The following is a 20,870-nucleotide window of genomic DNA, read 5'->3' on the forward strand; positions in this document are numbered from 1 at the left end:
GTCACCCGCCGGCTACGGCCGGGAGCACGGTGATCGTGTCGCCGTCGGAGACCTTGGTGCTGAGCCCGCCGAGGAAGCGCACGTCCTCGTCGTTCAGGTAGACGTTGACGAAGCGGCGCAGGCCGTTGTCGTCGACGAGGCGGTTCTTGATGCCGGGGTGGCGGGACTCCAGGTTGGCGATCAGCTCGTCCAGGGTGGCGCCTTCGGCGCTGACGGCCTTGGCGCCGTCGGTGTAGTTACGCAGGATGGTCGGAATGCGAACCTCGATGGCCATCGCTGTCTATCTCCTCGATCTGGTCGTCGTCCCCATCGGCATGCAACGCCGACAGGTGTCTGGCAATTCCTGCTCAGGCCCTGATCAGGGCCGACGACAGTCGTACAGGATGACAGCCGGAGTGTGCGCGAAGAGAAAACTCTGCACAGGCCAGCCCATCATGGGATGAACCTTACCTCTTCCTCGGTGATCTCCCCGTCCAGGATCCGGAACGAGCGGAACTCGATGTCGTTCTCGTCCCTGGTCGAGACCAGGACGTAGTGGGCGTTCGGCTCGGACGCGTATGAGACGTCCGTGCGCGACGGGTACGCCTCGGTGGCGGTGTGGGAGTGGTAGATGACCACCGGCTCCTCATCGCGCTCGTCCATCTCCCGCCAGACCCGGAACTGCTCCATCGAGTCGAAACGGTAGAAGGTCGGCGAGCGCTCGGCGTTCTCCATCGGGATGAACCGCTCCGGGACGCCGTTCCGCCCGGCGATCACGCCGCACGCCTCGTCCGGATGATCGGCACGGGCATGAGCGATGATCTTGTCAGCCAGTTCCCTCGAGATGGTCAGCATGCTGCGGAAGTTACCAGAGCGCGCGGACCAGGCTGTCCTGCAGGTAGGTGAGCCAGTCGTAAGTCACGAACGCGGGATAGCGCGGGTCGTCCTCCGACATCGACTCGAGCTCCGCGTGGATCTCCTCGGTCACCTCCAGGCGGGTGCCGAGCGTGAGGCGGACGTCGTTGAGCGCGCGCAGCCACGCCTGGGCCTGCTCGGGCGTGAGCTCCACCCGGCCCGGCCCGGCGGTCTCCAGCAGGGTCTGGGCGTCGGCGCGCTTGCCGTCGCGGAGCGTCGCCTCGGTGTAGCGGCGGAACTCCGTCGCCTCCTGCTCGTCCTCGTACGCCGACGGGAACAGGCGCGCCAGCACCGGATCGGACGGCGGCCGGCCGTCGCCGATGCCCAGCGCCCGCTCCAGCGGGTCGTCGCTGGTCTCGCCTGGCGAGACCAGCCCGAGCACCATCGAGACGAGCGAACGCAGGATCGAGACCTCGGCGGCGTCGAACCTCGCGACGACCGCGCCGCCCCGCCCCGCGGAGAACCCCGAACTCACCAGTGCCGCCTTACTTGACCGAATCCGGCTGGACCGTCGCCCAGAGGCCGTAGGAGTGGAGAATCTGCACATCGCGCTCCATCTCCTCGCGTGTCCCGCTGGACACGACGGCCTTGCCCTTGTGGTGAACGTCCAACATCAGCTTCTCGGCCTTCTCCCGGGTGTAGCCGAAGACGGTCTGGAAGACGTAGGTCACGTAGGACATGAGGTTGACCGGGTCGTTCCAGACGATCGTCACCCACGGCAGCTCGGGCCGGACGTCCTGCGAAGGACGCTCGACGGTCATTGGAGCTGTGCTACCCACATGCATGAGTCTGCCCTATGTGGGCCGTAGTCTCGAACGCGTGACGATGACCATGAGCACGGCGTTGCTCACAGATCACTATGAGCTGACGATGCTGCAGGCGGCCCTCAGAAGCGGGGCCGCGCACCGGCGGGCGGTCTTCGAGGTCTTCGCCCGACACCTGCCGGGAGGACGCAGATACGGGGTGGTCGCGGGCACGGCACGTGTCCTCGACGAGCTGGAACACTTCCGTTTCGGTGACGCGGAACTCGCTTTCCTGCGGGAGCATCGCGTGGTCGACGAACCGACCCTGGCGTTCCTGGCCGACTACCGGTTCTCCGGCGACGTCTACGGCTACCGCGAGGGCGAGCTGTACTTCCCCGGCTCGCCCATCATGGTCGTGGAGAGCACCTTCGCCGAGGCCGTCCTGCTGGAGACCCTGATCCTGTCGGTGCTGAACCACGACTGCGCGATCGCCTCCGCCGCCTCCCGGATGGTGAACGCGGCCGGCCGGCGGCCGCTCATCGAGATGGGCTCGCGCCGCACGCACGAGCGGGCCGGGGTGGCCGCCGCCCGCGCCGCCTACCTCGCCGGGTTCGCCTCCACCTCCAACCTGGAGGCCGGGCGGCTGTACGGCGTCCCCACGGCCGGCACGGCCGCGCACGCGTTCACGCTCCTGCACGACTCCGAACGGCAGGCGTTCGAGGCCCAGATCGCCTCGCTCGGCCTCGACACCACCCTCCTCGTCGACACCTACGACGTGGCCGAGGCCGTGCACACCGCGGTCGACCTGGCCGGCGACAAGCTGGGCGCGGTCCGCATCGACTCCGGCGACCTGTCCGCCGCCGCCCAGGAGGTCCGGGAGCAGCTCGACGCGCTCGGCGCCTTCAACACCCGCATCCTGGTCACCTCCGACCTGGACGAGTACGCGATCGCCGCGCTGGCCGCCGCCCCGGTCGACGGCTACGGCGTCGGCACCTCCCTGGTGACCGGCTCGGGAGTGCCCACGGCGGCGCTGGTCTACAAGCTGGTGGCGCGCGAGACCAGGCTCGGCAAGCTGGAGCCGGTGGCCAAGCGGTCGGTGGGCAAGCCGTCGCGCGGCGGGCGCAAGCAGGCCTACCGCCTGCTGGACGAGTCGGGCCGCTACGACTCCGAGCTGATCACCACCTCCGGGCTGGCGCCCGAGGGCGGCATCCCCCTGCTCTCCGCGCTGGTCCGCGACGGTGAGATCATCGGCCGCGAACCGCTCTCCGAGGCCCGGGCCCGGCACGCCGAGGCGATCACCCGGCTGCCCCAGGACGCCCTCCACCTCGGCCGTGGATACGCGGCGATCCCCACCGAGTTCGTCTGACGTATCGTGGGGCCTATGGGTAGGGCGCTGATCATCGTCGATGTGCAGAACGACTTCTGCGAGGGAGGCAGCCTCGCCGTCGCGGGCGGCTCCGAGGTTGCGGCCGAGATCACCAAACACCTGGCCGAACACCGCTACGACCACGTGGTGGCCACCCGCGACTACCACGTCGACCCGGGCTCCCACTTCGCCGACGAGCCCGACTACGTCTCCTCCTGGCCGGCCCACTGCGTGGCCGGCTCGCCCGGCGCCGAGTTCCACCCGGCGTTCGACACCTCGGCGGTGGACGAGGTGTTCAGCAAGGGCGCCCACGACGCGGGCTACAGCGGCTTCGAGGGCAAGTCGGGCGACGGCGTGGAGCTGGCCGACTGGCTGCGCGAACGCGGCGTGCGCGACATCGACATCGTCGGCATCGCCACCGACCACTGCGTCCGCGCCACCGCCCTCGACGCTGTCGAGCACGGCTTCGCCGTCCGCGTCCTCCTCGACCTCACCGCCGGGGTCTCCAAGCAGACGACGGACGCCGCGGTGGCGGAGCTGCAAGCCGCCGGCGCCATCCTCCACGGCGCCCCGGTCGTCCGCTGACCCCGCCGGTCAGTTCACGTCCGCCGGCAACACGGTGAACGCGTCGCCGTAGAGCGGCTTCATCGCCCGGAAGTGCCGCTGATCGAGCGTCAGCACCCGCGTGGTCCGATGCCGCGCGGCGACGAGTGCGACGGACGCGTCGGTCAGCCCGATCTCCATGTCGGAGTACCGCTCCACGATGTCGACCGCTCCCTGCACTTCCAGCGGCGACATGCAGATCATCTCGTAGGACCCGTCGGCCACACTCCGCAGAAACTCGAGCTCGCGGCGGGCTCCCGCGAGCTTGAGGATCATGTAGTCGGCCTCCGCGAGCACGTACGGGGACAGGAGGATCAGCCCTCGCTCGCCGAAGAGCACTTCACGGGCTTCCTTGTGCAGCGGCTGTCCGGGGTCTATAGCCGCCAGTAGGCCGCTGGTGTCGAGGACGAGCATCAGTCGCGCCCGTCCTCGCCGAAGCCCTCCTTGAGGATCTCGTCGACGCGCTCCGCGGTCAGCGGCTCCTTGCTCAGCTCGAACACCGGCAGCGTGGGTTGCCGGTGCTGCACGAAGACGTCTTCGCCCACCCGCCGCTCGATGGCCTCGCGCATGTACTCCTCTTCGGACATGTCACGCACCCGGGCCGCCTCCGCGACCTTCTGCTTCACGTCCTCTGGCAAATACAGGCTCACCTCTGGCACCTCTCCACGGTAACGCGGCACCCCTGCGGCACCGCCGGTCACGTAGAGTACAGGCTTCGCAACGCGGAGATAATGTACGAGTCAAGAGCCCGGAGACCTTCCTCCGCCCAGGAAGAAAAGATCTCTACCCGCGGAGCAGACGGTGTCGGAAGAAGGTCAGCCGCGGACTGCGGCGTGACGCAGAGCCTCGTCCATGGTGTCGAAGACCTCGAAGGCGTTGCGCAGCCCGGTGATGGACAGCACCCGCGCCATCACCCCCTGCACGCCGCCCAGCAGCAGCCGGGTCTCGCGCGCCTCGCACCGGTGCATGATGTCGAGCAGTTCGTTCATGCCCATCGAGTCGCAGAACCCGACGGCTTGCAGGTCGAGGATGAGGTACGGGGTGGGCGACAGGTCCCAGACGCGCGTCAGGTGTTCCCGCAGCATCGGAAGCCCGTACGCGTCGATCTCGCCGCTCAGCCGGATGACGACCGCGTTGGAGAAGAGGCCGGACGACACGCCGAGCATCGCCCTTCCCGTGGCCTCTGGCGACATGAGCACGTCCCTCTGGATCTCCGGTAAGGCAGCCCATCGGAAGTGTTGCCGATCCCGCGCGTTTTCTAACGGAAGGCTACTGCTCTGTTGCCAAACGCATAGGGTCGCGGAGCGCCGCCGTCACCGGCGGCGCTCCGCGCTAGCCCTACCGGCGCTGGGTCGCCCAGCGCCGGATGAGGTCGATGCGTTCCTGGATCTGCTCGGCGGTCGCCTGCGCGATGGGCGGCCCGCCGCAGGATCGGCGCAGCTCGGCGTGGATGACACCGTGGGGCTGGCCGGTGCGGTGGTTCCAGGCGCCGACCAGGCCGTTGAGCTCGCGCCGCAGCTCGGCGATGCGTTCGTGCGGGGCCAGGGTCTCCTTGGGCTCGGCGGGCTGCTTGCGCTTGGCGGCCTGCTGCTCGGACTGGCGTTTACGCAGGAGCGTGGCCACCTGGTCGGGCTCCAGCAGGCCGGGCAGGCCGATGAAGTCCTCCTCCTCGGCGGAGCCGATCTCGGCGCCGGTGCCGAACTCGCCGCCGTCGAAGAGCACCCGGTCGAAGGTGGCCGAGGTCTCCATGGTCTCGAACGGCAGCTCGTCGCCGAGGACGTCGGGGGTGTCCTGCTTGCGGTTGGCGGCCTCCAGCAGGCTGTCGTCGAGGCCGTCTTCCGGCGGGCGCCGGTTGAGGACGTGGTCGCGCTCGGTCTCCATCTCGTTGGCCAGGCCCATCAGGGTGGGCACCGAGGGCAGGAACACCGAGGCGGTCTCGCCGCGTTTGCGGGCGCGCACGAAGCGGCCCACGGCCTGGGCGAAGAAGAGCGGGGTGGAGGTGGAGGTGGCGTAGACGCCCACGCAGAGCCGCGGGATGTCGACGCCTTCGGAGACCATGCGGACGGCGACCAGCCAGCGGTCCTGCGACGCGGCGAACTGTTTGATCTTCTTGGACGCGCCGGGGTCGTCGGAGAGCACGACGGTGGCGGGCTCGCCGGCGATGCTTCGCAGGTGGCGGGCGTAGGCGCGGGCCGTCTCGTGGTCGGTGGCGATCACCAGGCCGCCCGCGTCGGGCACGTGGCGGCGCACCTCGGTGAGGCGGCGGTCGGCGGCGTGCATGACCTGGCGGATCCAGTCGCCCTTCGGGTCGAGGGCGGCGCGCCAGGCCTGGGAGAGCTGGTCCTTGGTGAGCGGGGTGCCGAGGGTCGCGGCGAGCTCGTCGCCGGCGCGGGTGCGCCACCGCATCTCGCCCGAGTAGGCCAGGAAGATGACCGGCCGGACGACGTTGTCGGCGAGCGCGGGGCCGTAGCCGTAGGAGTAGTCGGCGCGGCTGCGCTTGAGCCCTTCGGCGTCCTCCTCGTACGTGACGAACGGGATCGGGTTGTCGTCCGAGCGGAACGGGGTGCCGGTGAGCTGGAGCCGCCGGGTGGCGGGCTCGAACGCCTCGCTGATGCCGTCGCCCCAGGACCTGGCGTCGCCCGCGTGGTGGATCTCGTCGAAGATGACCAGCGTCTTGCGGGCCTCGGTGCGGGCGCGGTGGAGGGCGGGGTGCATGGCGACCGCGGCGTAGGTCACGGCGATGCCGGTGTAATCGCGGCTGGTGGTGCCCTGGCTGTTCTTGAACTCGGGGTCGATGCTGATGCCGACGCGGCCTGCGGCGTCGGCCCACTGGCGCTTGAGGTGCTCGGTGGGCGTGACGATCGTGATCGCGCGGACGATCCCGCGGGCGAGCAGCTCGCTGGCGATGCGCAGGGCGTAGGTGGTCTTGCCCGCGCCGGGCGTCGCCACGGTGAGGAAGTCGCGCGGTTCACGGCTGAAGTAGAGGTCGAACGCCTCCTGCTGCCAGGCGCGCAGCTTGGGGGCGGTGCCCCAGGCGGCGCGGTCGGGATAGGAAGGCGACAGGTGGGATGCGGCGAAGGTGCTCACCGCATCACCTCTGAGGTTCGTGTGCTTCGCTTTCTCACAGTGTCCCAAGGGTAGACCGGCTCACTGACAAGACGTGCCGTGCACCTCGATTCTGGCCAACCGCCCGCCTGCGTGCTATGGGCGTTATAGGGCGCTCGCCATGACCTCGTCCAGCGCCTTCCTGGCCGCTGTCTCCTCCGGCTGGAGCAGGCCGACGACGAGCGCCGCTCCCCCGCCGCGGGTGACAAGAGTCACACGCAGGTACGCGGGACGGTTCACCACGTCGTCGTACTGGGCGCGCAGCGCCCTGGTGTGCCCCCGGCCGACCGGCCGGTCGTCGACCACCTTCACCCGGTCGCCCTTCAGCAGGAGCCGCGCGTAGCGTTCGGCGGCCTCCTTGACGCTCGCGCCCGGGTCGCGCACCGGGCCCGGCATCGGCTTGACCATGACCAGGCCGCCGTCGTCGTGGCGGGCGAACGAGGTGAACCCGGTGACGGGCGCCTCCTTGAGCTCCCGCCAGCCGGTCGGCAGCGACAGCCGCACTCCGGCCAGGGTGTCGGCCAAGGGCGTGGTCCGCTCGCCCGAGGGCCAGAGCCGGAGCACCGCGAGGACGACCACGCCCACCAGCCCGGCCGCGACCAGGACGGCCAGGAGGGGTCTGGCGACCCGCCGCAGGCTGTTCCGGGGCAGCCGGGGGCCCGGGTCGGCGGGAGTGCCGTACATGCGCGCGGAGGGCGGCAGCGAGTCCCAGCGCGTCCGGACGCGGTCATCACGCTCCATCGGATCCTCCCGGCTCGGCGATCGGGATCGTGCGGGCAGGGCTCGCCCTTCACCAGGCCGCGAAGCCGCTTCCCTCAGGGCGCGGAGGAGTGTCTATCACCACAGGGCGGTCCGGGTCCGGCGTTCCGTGGCGGGTGTGACTGGAGGGACGAATCAGGTGTGGTGGTCGGCCACCCGGGCCGCGAGGGCCGCGGTGATCAGCCCGACCGTGGCCAGCATCGCGCAGATCACCCCGAACCCGGCCGCGATCTGGCTGGGCGAGTGGCCGACGACGTTCGACACGGCGCCGCCGATGCCGAGCGCGAGCGCCGAGCCGAGCATGTCGGTCACGGAGAGCGAGGCGCTGTTGGCGCCCTGCTCGTTGACCGGCGACTGCTTGAGCGCGGTCACGTTGATGGTGGGCATCGCCAGCCCCATGCCCAGCCCGGCGACGATCCAGGCGGGCACGGCGACCCAGCCGCTCACCCCGGGCACGACGGCCGCGACGGACAGCACGATGCCGGCCGCCACGAGCACCGCGCCGGTGCGGATCCTGCGGTGCGGCTCGACCTCGCGCCTGCTCTGGTAGTACGAGCCCGCGGACCAGCCGAGCGAGCCGGTGGTGAGCGCGATGCCGGCATAGACGGCGCTGAACCCCTTGACGGCGGTGAGGGCGAGCGGGATGAAGCCGTTGACGCCGAAGAACGCGGCGGCGAACAGCCCCCGCATCATGACCGTGGTGGGCAGCCCGCGGCCGAACCGGAGCGCGGCCGGCGGCAGCAGCCTGATCAGCCCGTACCCGAGAGCCGCCAGCCCGGCCCCGCACCACAGGGCGCCCGTCAGCGGGGCCCGGGACAGCTCCTCGACCCCGTACAGCAGCGCGGCGCCGCCCGCGGCGGTGGCGGTGGCGGCCACCGTCATGGCGAACGGGCGCGAGCGCGGCCCGGTGGAGGGCTCGTGGTCGTCGGCGGGCCGCCTGAGCGAGGGCAGGAGCATCACCAGCGCGGGAACGACCAGCGGGATGATGCCGTAGAACACCCAGCGCCAGTTGAACTGCTGCGCGACGACGCCCGCCACGGACGGGCCGATCATCGACGGCAGCACCCACGCCGCCGACAGCGCGGCGAAGACCCGGGGCCGCACCTCCTGGGGGTAGACCCGGGCGATCATGACGTAGAGCGCCACGATCGTCGGGCCGGCGCCCAGGCCCTGCACGGCCCGGGCGACGAGGAACATCTCCTTGCCCGTCGCGGCCCCGGCCAGCGCCATGCCGAGCACGAACAGCAGCAGACCGGCCAGGAACGGCAGCGCGTAGCCCCGCCGGTCGGCCCAGAGCCCGGCCACCACGGTGGCGAAGAGGCTGGCGATGAAGAAGGCGGAGAAGCTGACCCCGTAGAGGTTCAGGGCCCGCAGGTCTTCGGAGACCTGCGGCATGATGACGCTGACCGACATGCCCTCGAAGGCGACCAGCGTGATAACGAGGAGGATGCCCAGGGTCGCCGTGCGGTACGCGGGGCCGAAGATGCGAGGGGCCTCGTGAGGGGCGTCGAGTGCTTTCGGTACTGTCACCTGAACATCGTAGTCAGCCGTCGCCTGAGGTCGGCCGGGCTACTGGTCCTTGCCGTCGCCCTCGCCGCCGGACGGCAGCCCTTCGTAGATCTCTTTGCATTCCGGGCAGACCGGATACTTCTTGGGGTCGCGGCTGGGCACCCATATTTTGCCGCACAGGGCCCGGATCGGCGTGCCCGTCACCATCGACTCGGTGATCTTGTGTTTGTCGGCGTAGTGGGCGAAGCGTTCGTGGTCGCCGTCGCCGTGTGACGTCTTCGGACGCGTTTCTTGCTCTGGCAGGATCTTCGTGCTCACCCCCCTGAGTCTATGCCCGAGGATGTCCGCCCTCGAAAGTCCGTCCCGGAAACGCCCCCGCCGGAGGAAAGCCAGGTCGTCCGTACGCATGACCCATGTCGCCGCTCAGCTCACCCGCGCGCTCCAGCGCGGCCAGGCCCGGCGGACGGGCGGGTGAGAACGGCCCCCGCCCGGTGCGGGCGGGGGCTGTCGCGGGTCATCCGGCGTGTACGGGAACGTCCTCCGTCTTGCGGCCCGCCTTGACGAACAGGGCCAGCACCGCCGTCAGCAGCGCGATGCAGGTGCTGACCAGGAAGGCCAGGTTCATGCCGTCCATGAAGGCGTTCTTGACGGCCGGGCCCACGACGTGGGCGATCTGCTCGGGGGTGCCCTGCGGGAGCCCGCCGAACGCGGCCGCCGCCTTCAGCTGCGCGAGCTGGTCGGCCGGGATGGCCTGCGCGGCCGGGCCGAGGTAGCCGGGGAGCCGGTCGGAGATCTGCCCGGCCATGACGGCGCCGAGGACGGCGGTGCCGAGCGCGCCGCCGACCTGCATGGCCGACTGCTGCACGCCGCCTGCGACGCCGGTGAGCCCCTCGGGGGCGTTGCCCACGATGATCTCGGTGGCGCCCACGAAGACCGGCGACATGCCGAACGCCAGCACCACGAACGGGATCGAGGTCTCCAGGAACGTGGCGTCCACGGTGAGCTGGGACATCAGGAACATCGCCCCCGCGGTCACCACCAGCCCCGCCGACATGGTGATCCGCGGCCCGAGCTTGCCGAGCAGGACGCCTGCCAGCGGCGAGGCGACGATCATGCCCGCACTCATCGGCAGCATCCGGACGCCGGCCTCCAGCGGGGTCAGCCCGTGCGTGCCCTGGAAGAAGAAGCCCAGAAAGAACATGGCGCCGAACATCGCGAAGGCGACCATCATCATGAGCACGGTGCCGATGGAGATCGACGCGTTGGCGAACAGCGTCAGCGGCACCAGCGGCTGCCTGGCCCGGTTCTGCCAGAAGATGAAGGCGCCGGTGAGCACCGCGAAGGCGGCCAGGAAGCCGAGCGTGGTGGAGTCGCCCCAGCCCCACTCGGGCGCCTTGATGATCGACCAGACGAGCGCGAACATGGCGCCGGACAGCAGGACCACGCCGCCCCAGTCGATCTTGTTCATGACCTTGATCGGGCTCTTCTCGATGAGCAGCGCGCCCATGACGAGGGCGATGACGCCCACCGGAGCGTTGATGAAGAAGACCGACTGCCAGCTCACGTTCTCGACCAGCACGCCGCCCACGATCGGACCGGCGGCGCTGGACAGGCCGATGATCGCCCCCCACGCGCCCATCGCCTGCTTAAGCTTCTCCCCGGGGAACGCCTGCCGCAGCAGCGCCAGCGCGGCGGGCTGCAGCAGCGCGCCGAACAGGCCCTGCATCACGCGCAGGCCGATCAGCGCGCCCGCGGGCGAGACGCCGGGGATGATCTCGGCCAGTTCCGCGCTGAGGCCGATGCCCACCGACACGACGGCGAAGCCCGCGACACCGATGAGGAACACCCGCTTGTGCCCGAACAGGTCGCCCAGCTTGCCCGCGGTGATCAGGAACACCGCGAGGGCCAGCAGGTAGCCGCTGGTCACCCACTGCAGCTCGGCCAGAGTCGCGCCCAGGTCGGCCTGGATCACCGGGTTGGCGATGCCGACCACGGTGCCGTCGAGCATCACCATGATGACGCCCAGGCTCACCGCCAGCAGCACCAGCCACGGATTGCCGCGGGCCCCGCTCCTGCCCGGCGGCGACGACGGCGCGTCCACCGTCTTCGCATCAGCCATGAATCCCCCTCAAGTGTCGCGAAAAGCCTCAGGCACAGTAGTGGCAGTCACTGCCAAATGACAAACCAGTTTTATTCGCTCACAGCTGACATGTGTCAGACTGTGACATGAGGATGGCGAAGGGATGACCGGCATGGGTCTGCGGGAGCGCAAGAAGGAGAAGACGCGGCTCGCCCTCGTGGACGCCGCGCTCGACCTCTTCCTCGAACACGGGTACGACACGACGACCATCGACCAGGTGGCCGGGTCCGCCGACGTCTCCCCGCGCACCTTCTTCCGCTACTTCACGAGCAAGGACCACCTGATCCTCTGGTTCCACGACCAGATGGAGGAGACCATGCTGGAGGCCCTGGCGGCCCGCCCCGCCGGCGAGCCGCCGTTCGCCTCCATGACCCACGCCCTGCGCGCGCAGCTGCGCACCATGGAGGAGGCGACCCCGGAGGACGTCGAGCGCTTCCTCAAGGTGCGGCGCCTGCTCGACGCCACCCCCCACCTGGCCAGCAGCGCCTACGCCCGCGCCATAGAGACCGAACGCCGCCTGGTCGAGACCGTCGCCGCCCGCAGGGGCCTGGACCCCGCCGACAACCCGCTCCCCCACCTGGTGGTGAGCTTCGTCATGGCGTCCCTGCGGGTCGGCCTCACCTGCCCCGCCGACCCGGCCGACCTGCCGGAGATCGTCCGCCGCATGGAGGAGACCCTCCAGCTCGTGGAGCGCTCGCTCCGCCCGGGCTGGGACTCCTAGGTCCTCACCCGTTTCAGGATCTTCGACGGCGCGTCGCGGTTCAGTACGCCTAGTTGAGCGTCGGGTCGTCCGGGCAGTTCGCCACGAACGCCAGCTCCCCCCGCTGCCGGCGCAGCACGTGGCGCCAGAGCGAACCCGGATCGGCGTGGAAGGTGTCGCCGGGCTCCGCGTCGACGACGTACCACGCCCCCTCGGCTATCTCGCTCTCCAGCTGACCCGGGGTCCAGCCCGCGTAGCCGGCGAAGATGCGCATCTGCGCGATCTCGTGCTGCAGGATCTCGGGCGGCGCGTCCAGGTCGACCGTGCCGAGCCTGGACACCGCCGCGGTGCCCGCGTGGAGCCTGCGCCAGCCCAGCGGCTCCTCACCACTCGGCACCGCGGCCAGCGCGAGCGCGCTGTCGGTCTGCACCGGCCCGCCCTCGAACAGCACCGGCGGCCCGGTCACCAGGGGGTCCCACACGGGCAGGACCTGGGTCACCGAGATCTCGCTCGGCCGGTTGAGCACCACGCCGAGCGTGCCGCCGTCGTGGTCGTGTTCGAGGATGAGCACGACGCTACGCCGGAAGTTGGGGTCATCGAGAAGTGGCGTCGCCACCAGCAACCCGCCGACGTAGATCGCTTCCGCCATACATCCATCATGAAGGAGGAACGGGGATTCTCGCGCCTCCAGCCGCCACATGTTACGCAACGTAGTGATACGGGCACGATCGGGGCGAACGATCGCTACCCTCTGCAACCAAGGAGGAGCAGTGCGCATCCGTGCCCGCCTCGCCCTCGCCGCCCTGCCCATCGGCGTGATCTTCCTCCTGCCGGTGGCGGCGTGGGCGTGGCCCTGGCCGAGCCCCGATCGCGGCGACCCGTTCACGATGTCGGTCGACCGCATCGGCTGCCGCCACAACACCGTGCGGGTCACCCTGCGCAACCAGACCCGCCAGCTCGCCCGCTTCGACCTACGCGCCGATTCCAGGACCGTCGCGTCCGGCTCCATCCCGGCCAGAAAGGCGATCGTCCGTACGGTGAAGATCCGCCCCGGCGGCGGCGCGGAGATCGAGGCGTACTCGGTGGGCGACGGGAGGCCCGACACGCTGATCGACTCCACGCTGGTGCGCAACGACTGCCCGTGGGGTCACCGGCTGCCGTTCACCGGCCCGCCGCTCGACCTGATGGCCAAGCTGGCGACGGCGGGCGGGCTGGTGCTCACCGGCGGCGTGCTGTGGTGGTACGGCTCGCTCTGGCCGCGCTCCGGGTCGCCCTTCGACTGAGCGTCAGGCCTCGGTGAAGCCGCGGGCCCGGCCGCCCGCCGACTCGCGGACCGCCGCGGCGACCGCGCCCGCCACGTCCGGGTGGAAGACGCTCGGGATGATGTAGTTGGGGCCCAGCTCCTCCGGCGTCACCACGGCGGCCAGCGCGCCCGCGGCGGCCAGCAGCATATCCTCGGTGACCTGGGTGGCCTGCGCGTCGAGCAGGCCGCGGAAGACGCCGGGGAACGCCAGCACGTTGTTGATCTGGTTGGGGTAGTCGGAGCGCCCGGTGGCCACCACCGCGGCGTGCTCGCGGGCGTCGTCGGGCGCGACCTCCGGCTCGGGGTTGGCCAGCGCGAACACCACCGCGCCCGGCGCCATGGTGGCGATGTCGGCGCCGGTGAGGATGCCCGGGGCCGAGACCCCCACGAAGACGTCGGCGCCCTTCACCGCGCCGCACAGGTCGCCGGTGTAGCCCTCGGCGTTGGTGTGCTCGGCGATCCAGCGCAGCGAGTCGTCGAGGTCGTCGCGGGTGCGGGAGATGGCGCCGCGGTAGTCGCAGACGATCACGTTGCGGGCGCCCGCCGCCAGCAGCAGCCGGAGCACCGCGTTGCCCGCCGCGCCCGCGCCCGCCATCGTGATGCGCACGTCCTCCAGCTTCTTGCCGACCACCCGCAGCGCGTTGGTGAGCGCCGCGAGCACGCAGATGGCGGTGCCGTGCTGGTCGTCGTGGAAGACCGGGATGTCGAGCAGCTCGCGCAGCCGCCGCTCCACCTCGAAGCAGCGCGGCGCGCCGATGTCCTCCAGGTTGATGCCGCCGAAGCCGGGGGCGAGGAGCTGGACGGTCCGGACGATCTCGTCGGTGTCCTGCGTGTCGAGGCAGATGGGCCAGGCGTCGATCCCGGCGAACCGTTTGAACAGCGCCGCCTTGCCCTCCATGACCGGCAGCGCGGCCTCCGGCCCGATGTTGCCCAGCCCGAGCACGGCCGAGCCGTCGGTGACGACGGCGACGGTGTTGCGTTTGATGGTCAGGCGGCGGGCGTCCTCCTTGTTGCGGGCGATCGCCATCGACACCCGCGCCACGCCCGGCGTGTAGGCCATGGACAGCTCGTCGCGGTTGCGCAGCGGCACCTTCGACTGCATCTCGATCTTGCCGCCGAGGTGCATGAGGAAGGTCCGGTCGGAGACCTTGTGGATGACGACGCCCTCGACGGACTCCAGCTGGTCGACGATCGCCTGGGCGTGGTCGGTGTCGCGGGCGGCGCAGGTGACGTCGATCCGGAGCTTCTCGTGGCCGGCGTTGGTGACGTCGAGGGCGGTCACGACGCCCCCCGCCGACTCGACGGCGTGGGTGAGCAGGCTGACGGCCTTGCCGCCTGCCGGCACCTCCAGCCGCACGGTTATGGAGTACGACACACTCGGGACGGTCGTCACGTCATCGCTCCTTCGCGCCTGACCATGAAGTGCTCCCATGTTATGGGGGTTCGGGCGGGGTGAGCGCCTCGGCCGCCATGACGATCAGGCCGGCGCAGGCCTGGACCGGGATCACGGTGCTGTCGATCATCAGGTGGTAGTGAGCGGGGTCGGCCGGGTCGGCGCGGTAGAAGTGGCGCACGTAGGCGGCCCTGGCGCGGTCGTTGTCCTCCAGGGCCCGGCGGGCCTCCCGCTCGGAGGCCGCGCCCAGCCTGACCGCCTGCCGGACCCGCCGCTCCACGGGGGCGTCGAGCCGTACGTGCAGCGCTCCGGGCAGGTCGGCGAGGACGATCGACCCGGCCCTGCCCAGGAAGACCCCGCCCTGGCTGCGCGCGGTGTCGAGGAGCACCCGCCGGGTCAGCCGGACGAACTCCTCCGGGGCGTGCGGCAGCTCGCCCGGCACGTACATGTCGACGCCGCCGAAGGTGACGGTCGGCAGCCGCAGCGCCCCCGAGAGCAGCCGGCTGAGGCCGTGCTCGGCCCGGTCGTCGTGCGCCAGCGCCTCCTCCAGCGAGCAGCCCAGTTCCTCGGCGACGGCACCGGCGATCGCCCGGTCGACGAAGGGCACGCCGAGCCGCTCGGCGACGGCCATGCCGATCTGGTGGCCGGCCGTGCCGTACGTCGCCGAAATCGTGACGACCCTCACACGCTCAGGTTAGAACAGCGCGCTCGCCAGCGCCCTTCGCGCCTTGGCCAGGGACGGGTCCTCGGCCGGCAGCGTCTCGAACAGGCCCAGCAGGTGGACGCGGGCCTTGTCGCGCTCGTCGCCGGAGGTGCGCTTGACCACCTTGATGATCCGGTCGAAGGCCTGGTCGATCGAGCCGGACAGCATCTCCAGGTCGGCGGCGAGCAGCTCGGCGTCGATGTCGGACGGGTCCTCCAGCCGCCGCTGCACGTCGGCCGGGTCGACACCGGAGGTCCGCTTGATCAGCCGGACCCCGGCCAGCCCCATCTTGGCGTCCTCGTTGCCGGGCACCCGCGCGAGCAGCCGCTCGTAGGCCGCCTCGGCGGCGTCGAGGTCGCCCTGGTCGATGGCCTGCTCGGCGGCGGCCAGGTCGGGGTCGGCGGGCGGCCCCTGCTCCTCGGCGGAGTCGGCGGCGGCGGGCGGCCGCGCGTCCGGGTTGGCCTGGTAGAACTGCTCCACGGCCTTCATCAGCTCGTCGAGGAAGCGGCGCACCTCCTGCTCGGGCAGCACCTGCTGGAAGCCGGTGACGGCCTGCCCCTGGAAGATCGCCAGCACGGTCGGCACCGCCTGCACCCGCAGGGCCTGCGCGATCTGCGGGCTGGCGTCGACGTTGACCTTGGCGAGCACGACCTTGCCGCCCAGGTCGCCGACCACCTTCTCCAGCACGGGGCTGAGCTGGGCGCTGCCGGGCGCCCGGGGCGACCAGAGGTCGAGCACCACGGGCACGGTCATCGAGCGGTCGATGACGTCGGTGGTGAACGTCTCCTCCGTCACGTCGACCACGGAGGCCGTCGAGGCCCCCTGGGGACCGCCTTCGGCCTCCCGCCGGGCCTGCGCTTCCAATGCCTGCTTGCGCGCGCCCAGATCCACCGCTCCGTAGAGCGATCCGGGCCTAGAGAAGTCCGCCATGCTCCTCATCTTGCCTCATGGCGGGGGCCGGGAAGTCACCCGCCGCCACCCGCAACGTGCGCAGCAGGTCGAACATCTGGCCAAGCTCGCTCTCGGCGTACATGCCGAGGCCGAACTCGGCCGCCATGAGGTCGTCCGTGGCGCGTCGCACGACGTCGCGGCCGGCCTCGGTGATCTCCGCGAGCACGCCGCGCCCGTCTCTCGGGTTGGGCCTGCGGCGCACCAGGCCGGACCGCTCCAACCGGCCGATGGTGTTGGTGACGCTGGTGGGGTGGACCATCAGCCGCTCCCCGATCTTCCAGAGCGGCAGCGTCCCGGTCCTGCTGAACGTCAGCAGCACCAGGGCCTCGTAGCGGGCGAAGGTCAGGTCGTACGGCTTCAGCAGCGCGTCGAGCTGCGACAGCAGGATCTGGTGCGCTCTCATGATCGAGGTGACGGCCGCCATGGCGGAGGAGGGGCCGAATCGTTCACGCCAGGTCTCCGCGGCACGGTCGATCGGGTCGAACGGCAGGTTGAGAGGCTTGGGCTGCGACACGCAGATACGTTAGCGCGCCCCTCGTCCAGATTCGTCTAGTTACGCTGCGCAATCGCATTCTCCGCTTGACCAAGAATCCGGGCGTCCTTCATCACGCTCAGTTATGGTTCTCGCATCGAATGGTGACGGGGGAGCCAAGTCCATCAGCCGTGGGGACCGGCCGGACAGGGCGCTCCCGCCGTCGCCCAAGGGGGCACGGGGGTGCTTTATGAACGTCTTTGGGATGACGCGTGCGTGAACACGGGGGCGTTTCACGCGAAGAGCTCAAACAGGGCGCGGCGGTCACGGTGGCCGTGCTGCTGGCGCTCGGTCTCGTCGCGGCGTGGAGCGTCCTGATACCCGGCGTGGACGCGTGGGAGAACATCGTGGCGGCGGTCATCGGCTCGCTCCGGCTGACCGGGCCGGTCGCCGCCGCCTTCGCCGCCTGGGTGGCCGTGCGCAAACGGCGGGCCTCGCGCGAGGTGCGGCTGACGACCTGGCGCGCGCTGCGCGCGCCGCTGGCGATCGTGCTGGTGGTGCTGGGGTCCTTCGCCGCGACCGTGCTGGTGCTGGCCGTCAAGACCGTGCTCACCGAACAGGCGGGCCGACTCAGCCTGACCGGCCTGGGCATGGGCATGGCGGGGCTGGCGCTCTACTCGGTGATCGGGTGGGTGGCCGGCTGGGTGCTGCCGTACGCGGCGACCGCGCCGCTGGCCGGGCTGGGCTGCTACGCGCTGTTCAGCTGGCTCGCCGACGGCGATGGCTGGGCCGACCGGCTGGCACCCGGTACGGGCGAGCCCTACGACCTGTTCCAGGGGCTGAGCGGCACCGTCTTCGTCAACCAGATCATCTGGCTGCTCGGCGTCACCGGAGCGCTGCTGCTGGGCTGGGCCGCGCTGGTCACCCGGCAGGCGGTGGTGCTGGCCTGCGCGCTGCTGGCGGTGCTGACGGCCGGCGCGGGGGTGGCGCGGGTGCTCGGCGAGCCCCGGCCCGCCGCGGCCCAGGACATCGCCTACAGCTGCCAGGAGTGGCCCATCACGGTCTGCGTCCACCCCGGCATGCGGGCCGGGCTGACCGAATTGGGCGCCGCCTTCACCGAGATCGCCTCCCGGCTGGCCGAGACCCCGGCCGCGTTCACCCGGGTGGAGCAGCGGCCGCTGGACGACCCGCTCAAGCCGTCGCACGGGCTGGCGCCGATCCACCTGCCCGACCTGTCGGCGGGCTTCGCCGAGCAGGCCGCGCACGAGTACGTGGACGCGCTGGCCGCCCGCTGCCCCGGCAGGCCGGCCGACGGCTACCGCGAGATCGTGACGGCCTGGCTGCGCGGCGAGCCGCTGCCCGGCGGGCCGCTGCTGGAGCACGAGTACGCCGCCGCCTGGTTCTCCGGGCTGAACGAGCACCAGCGCCGCGAGTGGCTGCGCATGTTCTTCAGCGACTTCCAGGCGTGCAAGCTGTCGGCCACCCACTTCGGCGGCGGCCCGGCGGGCACGCCGCCGCAGGCCGCCACCCCGGTCGCCACGCAGGTCCACCAGGAGAGCGCCCCGCAGGTGTATCCCGTCTACCCCGACCCGAGCGAGCGCCCGGCGCCGAGCTGGGGCCCGGATATGTCACCTCATAGCTGGCACAGGTGATCGCCCGGCGGGTAGCAGAGTGACATGACGACTTCGCAGACGGCGCCCCCGGGGCTCGCTCCGCGCCCGCGCCGCACGTGGCGATATCTCGCGGGGCTGCTGGTCGTGGTGGTCCTGGCGCTGGTGGCCGGACGGCTGGCCTGGACCTGGCTGAACCCCCTGGGCGAGCAGACCATCGACCGCAGCCAGCCGGCGCTGCTCCAGTCGATCAAGGACCTGAGCCGGTTCGAGGCCGCGACGGGCAGCTTCCAGGTCGTGGTGGACCTGGAGAAGGACGCCAGGTTCCTGCCGGACGCGGTGAAGGGCACCCGGACGCTCTTCGTCGGCGCGGGCGGCGTGGACGCCTACGTGGACCTCTCCGGGCTGACCGGCGACGCGGTGACCGTCTCCGAGGACCGCACCGCGGCCACGATCGTCCTCCCCCGCGCCCAGCTCGACAAGCCCAACCTGGACAACCGGCGCTCCTACGTCTTCGCCCAGCAGCGCGGGCTGCTGGACCGGGTGCAGGACTTCCTGTCCGGCTCCCCCGCCGACCAGCGCGAGGTGTACCTGCTCGCGGAACGCAAGATCGCCGAGGCGGCCGCCGAGAGCGACCTGCGGGCCAGGGCCGACGCCAACACCCGGCGGATGCTGGAGGGCCTGCTGAAGTCGCTCGGGTTCACCGAGGTCACAGTCAAGTTCGGGGACGAGCCCTAGCCCCGAGGGGACAAGTCCTGGCCCCTGGGGGGACGAGTCCCAACTCTGACGAGACGAGCCACAGCCCTGCGACGCAACGCGCCCGCCCCCGTCTCCGGGGAGCGGGCGCTCGGACGTACTACGCGCTCTTCGGCACGCTGATGATCAGGGCGTCGCCCTGGCCGCCGCCGCCGCACAGGCCCGCAGCGCCGACGCCGCCGCCGCGCCGCTTCAGCTCGTGGGCGAGGGTGAGCACGATACGGGCGCCGGACGCGCCGATCGGGTGGCCGAGCGCGATGCCGCCGCCGTTGACGTTCACGATGTCCATCGGCACGCCCAGCTCCTTGACCGACTGGATCACCACGCTGGCGAACGCCTCGTTGATCTCGATCAGGTCGAGGTCCTGCGGGGTCAGCCCCTGCTTGTCCAGGGCGTGCTTGATGGCGTTGGCCGGCTGCGACTGCAGCGAGGAGTCCGGGCCGGCCACGTTGCCGTGGCGGCCGATCTCGGCCAGCCACTCCAGGCCCAGCTCCTCGGCCTTGGCCTTGGACATGACCACCACGGCGCAGGCGCCGTCGGAGATCTGCGACGCGGACCCGGCCGTGATGGTGCCGTCGGCCGCGAACGCCGGCCGGAGCTTGGCCAGCGTCTCCACGGTCGTGTCGCCGCGGACGCCCTCGTCCTCCTTGACGACCACCGGCTCGCCGCGCCGCTGCGGGATCTCCACCGGCACGATCTCCGGCTCGAACACGCCGTTCTTGATGGCCGCGGCGGCGAGCTGGTGGGAGCGGGCCGACACCTCGTCCTGCTCCTGGCGGCCGATGCCCAGCCGCGTGTTGTAGCGCTCGGTCGACTCGCCCATCGCGCACTGGTCGAAGGCGCAGGACAGGCCGTCGTACGCCATCGAGTCGAGCACCTCGGCGCTCCCGTACTTGACGCCCTTGCGCAGGCCCGGCAGCAGGTGCGGGGTGTTGGTCATGGACTCCATGCCGCCCGCGACCACGATGTCGAACTCGCCGGCGCGGATCAGCTGGTCGGCCAGGGCGATCGCGTCGAGGCCCGACAGGCAGACCTTGTTGATGAGCATGGACGGGACCGTCATCGGGATGCCGGCCTTGACCGCCGCCTGGCGGACGGGCAGCTGGCCCGACCCGGCCTGGAGGACCTGGCCCATGATCACGTACTCGACGGCCTCGGGGGCCACTCCGGCACGTTCCAGAGCCGCCTTGATCGCGATGCCGCCCAGGTCGACCGCCTTCAGGTCCGACAGCGAGCCGAGCAACTTTCCGATGGGGGTACGGGCTCCGGCGACGATGACGGAACCAGACATGCGGGGCCTCCTGTGCACATGTGGGTAGCTCTTTGACACCATACCTAGCGGTAGCAGGGTGTTCGCTATGGAGGTGGCACACACATGTTCATGCGTATCGACCACATCGGGATCGCCTGCCACGACCTCGAAGAGAAGATCACGCTCTTCTCGGAGCTGTTCGAGCTCGAGGTGGTGGCCCGCGAGGTCAACGAGGAGCAGGGGGTCAGGGAGGCCATGCTCCACATCGCCGACGGCGACGGCGGCGGTTCCTACATCCAGCTGCTCGAACCGCTCTCACCGGACTCCCCCGTGGGGAAATTCCTCGCAAAGAGGGGTGAGGGAGTGCACCACGTGGCGTTTGGTGTTCCGGACATCTCTGAGGCAATGACTAAGATCGGCGGAAAGGGTGTGCGGCTGCTCGACGAGCGCCCCCGGCACGGCTCGATGGGTTCGCAGATCGCGTTTCTGCACCCCAAGGACGTCGGAGGAATGCTGACCGAGTTGGTGCAGGCGGCGAAAAGCTAGCAGACGCAAAAATCGTTCATAAGTAACTAGTCACGCAGAAACCCGGACGGGGCTTCGGACTCGGC

The 20,870-nt window shown here is 70.7% G+C and carries 25 protein-coding genes; 7 read left to right on the plus strand and 18 right to left on the minus strand.

Annotated elements, in window-relative coordinates; translation table 11 throughout:
- Position 1: 1 nt before the first annotated feature.
- From AB0J42_RS15230 to clpS, 4 genes are all read right to left on the minus strand, one after another.
- Positions 2-274, minus strand: coding sequence for a MoaD/ThiS family protein (locus AB0J42_RS15230; protein ID WP_364293835.1), 273 nt, complete (start codon positions 272-274; stop codon positions 2-4).
- A gap of 158 nt (positions 275-432) precedes the next feature.
- Positions 433-834: a M67 family metallopeptidase gene (locus tag AB0J42_RS15235; RefSeq protein WP_364293838.1), complete on the minus strand. Its 402-nt coding sequence runs from the start codon at positions 832-834 to the stop codon at positions 433-435.
- Positions 835-844: 10 nt separating this feature from the next.
- Complete coding sequence (locus tag AB0J42_RS15240) at positions 845-1,369, minus strand: DUF2017 domain-containing protein (RefSeq protein WP_364293841.1); 525 nt, start codon at positions 1,367-1,369, stop codon at positions 845-847.
- Between the two features lie 10 nt (positions 1,370-1,379).
- On the minus strand, positions 1,380-1,673 hold the full coding sequence (gene clpS / locus AB0J42_RS15245) for an ATP-dependent Clp protease adapter ClpS (protein ID WP_364293844.1): 294 nt from the start codon (positions 1,671-1,673) through the stop codon (positions 1,380-1,382).
- A gap of 40 nt (positions 1,674-1,713) precedes the next feature.
- Here clpS and AB0J42_RS15250 point away from each other — a divergent pair, with 40 nt between their 5' ends.
- Together AB0J42_RS15250 and AB0J42_RS15255 are read left to right on the plus strand one after the other, a co-directional pair.
- On the plus strand, positions 1,714-3,003 hold the full coding sequence (locus tag AB0J42_RS15250; protein WP_364293847.1) for a nicotinate phosphoribosyltransferase: 1,290 nt from the start codon (positions 1,714-1,716) through the stop codon (positions 3,001-3,003).
- A gap of 15 nt (positions 3,004-3,018) precedes the next feature.
- Complete coding sequence (locus tag AB0J42_RS15255) at positions 3,019-3,588, plus strand: nicotinamidase (protein WP_364293850.1); 570 nt, start codon at positions 3,019-3,021, stop codon at positions 3,586-3,588.
- A 9-nt stretch (positions 3,589-3,597) separates the two neighbouring features.
- On the opposite strand, the gene AB0J42_RS15260 is transcribed toward AB0J42_RS15255, so the two are convergent.
- The 8 genes from AB0J42_RS15260 to AB0J42_RS15295 form a co-directional block, all read right to left on the minus strand.
- A complete protein-coding gene (locus AB0J42_RS15260; RefSeq protein WP_364293853.1) occupies positions 3,598-4,020 on the minus strand; it encodes a VapC toxin family PIN domain ribonuclease in 423 nt (140 codons plus the stop codon).
- Positions 4,020-4,256 (minus strand): CopG family transcriptional regulator, encoded by a 237-nt coding sequence (locus AB0J42_RS15265; RefSeq protein ID WP_364293856.1) that lies wholly within the window; start codon positions 4,254-4,256, stop codon positions 4,020-4,022. The genes AB0J42_RS15260 and AB0J42_RS15265 overlap by 1 nt, the downstream gene beginning before the upstream one ends.
- A 165-nt stretch (positions 4,257-4,421) precedes the next feature.
- Positions 4,422-4,799, minus strand: coding sequence for an STAS domain-containing protein (locus AB0J42_RS15270; RefSeq protein ID WP_364293859.1), 378 nt, complete (start codon positions 4,797-4,799; stop codon positions 4,422-4,424).
- Positions 4,800-4,944: 145 nt separating this feature from the next.
- On the minus strand, positions 4,945-6,693 hold the full coding sequence (locus AB0J42_RS15275) for a DEAD/DEAH box helicase (protein ID WP_364293862.1): 1,749 nt from the start codon (positions 6,691-6,693) through the stop codon (positions 4,945-4,947).
- Between the two features lie 123 nt (positions 6,694-6,816).
- On the minus strand, positions 6,817-7,452 hold the full coding sequence (locus AB0J42_RS15280; protein WP_364293865.1) for a hypothetical protein: 636 nt from the start codon (positions 7,450-7,452) through the stop codon (positions 6,817-6,819).
- 153 nt (positions 7,453-7,605) lie between these two features.
- On the minus strand, positions 7,606-9,000 hold the full coding sequence (locus AB0J42_RS15285; protein ID WP_364293868.1) for an MFS transporter: 1,395 nt from the start codon (positions 8,998-9,000) through the stop codon (positions 7,606-7,608).
- A gap of 39 nt (positions 9,001-9,039) precedes the next feature.
- The gene (locus AB0J42_RS15290) at positions 9,040-9,297 is read right to left on the minus strand and encodes a DUF3039 domain-containing protein (RefSeq protein ID WP_364293871.1); all 258 of its coding nucleotides are present in this window, start codon (positions 9,295-9,297) and stop codon (positions 9,040-9,042) included.
- A 196-nt stretch (positions 9,298-9,493) separates the two neighbouring features.
- Positions 9,494-11,098 (minus strand): MFS transporter, encoded by a 1,605-nt coding sequence (locus tag AB0J42_RS15295; protein ID WP_364293874.1) that lies wholly within the window; start codon positions 11,096-11,098, stop codon positions 9,494-9,496.
- Between the two features lie 124 nt (positions 11,099-11,222).
- On the opposite strand from AB0J42_RS15295, the gene AB0J42_RS15300 reads away from it, so the two are divergent.
- A complete protein-coding gene (locus tag AB0J42_RS15300; RefSeq protein WP_364293877.1) occupies positions 11,223-11,840 on the plus strand; it encodes a TetR family transcriptional regulator in 618 nt (205 codons plus the stop codon).
- Between the two features lie 49 nt (positions 11,841-11,889).
- Here the strand turns inward: AB0J42_RS15300 and AB0J42_RS15305 are convergent, their stop codons facing one another.
- On the minus strand, positions 11,890-12,468 hold the full coding sequence (locus AB0J42_RS15305) for a YqgE/AlgH family protein (protein ID WP_364293879.1): 579 nt from the start codon (positions 12,466-12,468) through the stop codon (positions 11,890-11,892).
- A gap of 121 nt (positions 12,469-12,589) precedes the next feature.
- On the opposite strand from AB0J42_RS15305, the gene AB0J42_RS15310 reads away from it, so the two are divergent.
- On the plus strand, positions 12,590-13,102 hold the full coding sequence (locus AB0J42_RS15310; RefSeq protein ID WP_364293882.1) for a hypothetical protein: 513 nt from the start codon (positions 12,590-12,592) through the stop codon (positions 13,100-13,102).
- A 3-nt stretch (positions 13,103-13,105) separates the two neighbouring features.
- Here AB0J42_RS15310 and AB0J42_RS15315 read toward each other — a convergent pair whose 3' ends face one another.
- The 4 genes from AB0J42_RS15315 to AB0J42_RS15330 are packed head-to-tail and all read right to left on the minus strand — an operon-like array spanning position 13,106 to position 16,683.
- The gene (locus tag AB0J42_RS15315) at positions 13,106-14,515 is read right to left on the minus strand and encodes an NAD-dependent malic enzyme (RefSeq protein WP_364293885.1); all 1,410 of its coding nucleotides are present in this window, start codon (positions 14,513-14,515) and stop codon (positions 13,106-13,108) included.
- Positions 14,516-14,555: 40 nt separating this feature from the next.
- The gene (locus AB0J42_RS15320) at positions 14,556-15,200 is read right to left on the minus strand and encodes a cytidylate kinase-like family protein (RefSeq protein WP_364293888.1); all 645 of its coding nucleotides are present in this window, start codon (positions 15,198-15,200) and stop codon (positions 14,556-14,558) included.
- A 9-nt stretch (positions 15,201-15,209) separates the two neighbouring features.
- The gene (locus AB0J42_RS15325; RefSeq protein WP_364293891.1) at positions 15,210-16,148 is read right to left on the minus strand and encodes a tetratricopeptide repeat protein; all 939 of its coding nucleotides are present in this window, start codon (positions 16,146-16,148) and stop codon (positions 15,210-15,212) included.
- Positions 16,132-16,683 (minus strand): MarR family transcriptional regulator, encoded by a 552-nt coding sequence (locus AB0J42_RS15330; RefSeq protein ID WP_364293894.1) that lies wholly within the window; start codon positions 16,681-16,683, stop codon positions 16,132-16,134. The genes AB0J42_RS15325 and AB0J42_RS15330 overlap by 17 nt, the downstream gene beginning before the upstream one ends.
- Before the next feature lie 230 nt (positions 16,684-16,913).
- Here AB0J42_RS15330 and AB0J42_RS15335 point away from each other — a divergent pair, with 230 nt between their 5' ends.
- Positions 16,914-18,293 carry a hypothetical protein gene (locus tag AB0J42_RS15335; RefSeq protein ID WP_364293897.1) on the plus strand — a complete coding sequence of 460 codons (1,380 nt, stop codon included), beginning with the start codon at positions 16,914-16,916 and terminating at the stop codon, positions 18,291-18,293.
- A 24-nt stretch (positions 18,294-18,317) separates the two neighbouring features.
- Positions 18,318-18,989: a DUF4230 domain-containing protein gene (locus AB0J42_RS15340; RefSeq protein ID WP_364293900.1), complete on the plus strand. Its 672-nt coding sequence runs from the start codon at positions 18,318-18,320 to the stop codon at positions 18,987-18,989.
- 118 nt (positions 18,990-19,107) lie between these two features.
- On the opposite strand, the gene AB0J42_RS15345 is transcribed toward AB0J42_RS15340, so the two are convergent.
- Positions 19,108-20,298 (minus strand): acetyl-CoA C-acetyltransferase, encoded by a 1,191-nt coding sequence (locus AB0J42_RS15345; protein ID WP_364293903.1) that lies wholly within the window; start codon positions 20,296-20,298, stop codon positions 19,108-19,110.
- Positions 20,299-20,382: 84 nt separating this feature from the next.
- On the opposite strand from AB0J42_RS15345, the gene mce reads away from it, so the two are divergent.
- Positions 20,383-20,805: a methylmalonyl-CoA epimerase gene (gene mce / locus AB0J42_RS15350; RefSeq protein ID WP_364293906.1), complete on the plus strand. Its 423-nt coding sequence runs from the start codon at positions 20,383-20,385 to the stop codon at positions 20,803-20,805.
- The last annotated feature ends 65 nt before the right edge of the window (positions 20,806-20,870 follow it).

Origin of the sequence: Nonomuraea sp. NPDC049649 (assembly GCF_040675175.1) — a bacterium.
Lineage (GTDB): Bacteria > Actinomycetota > Actinomycetes > Streptosporangiales > Streptosporangiaceae > Nonomuraea.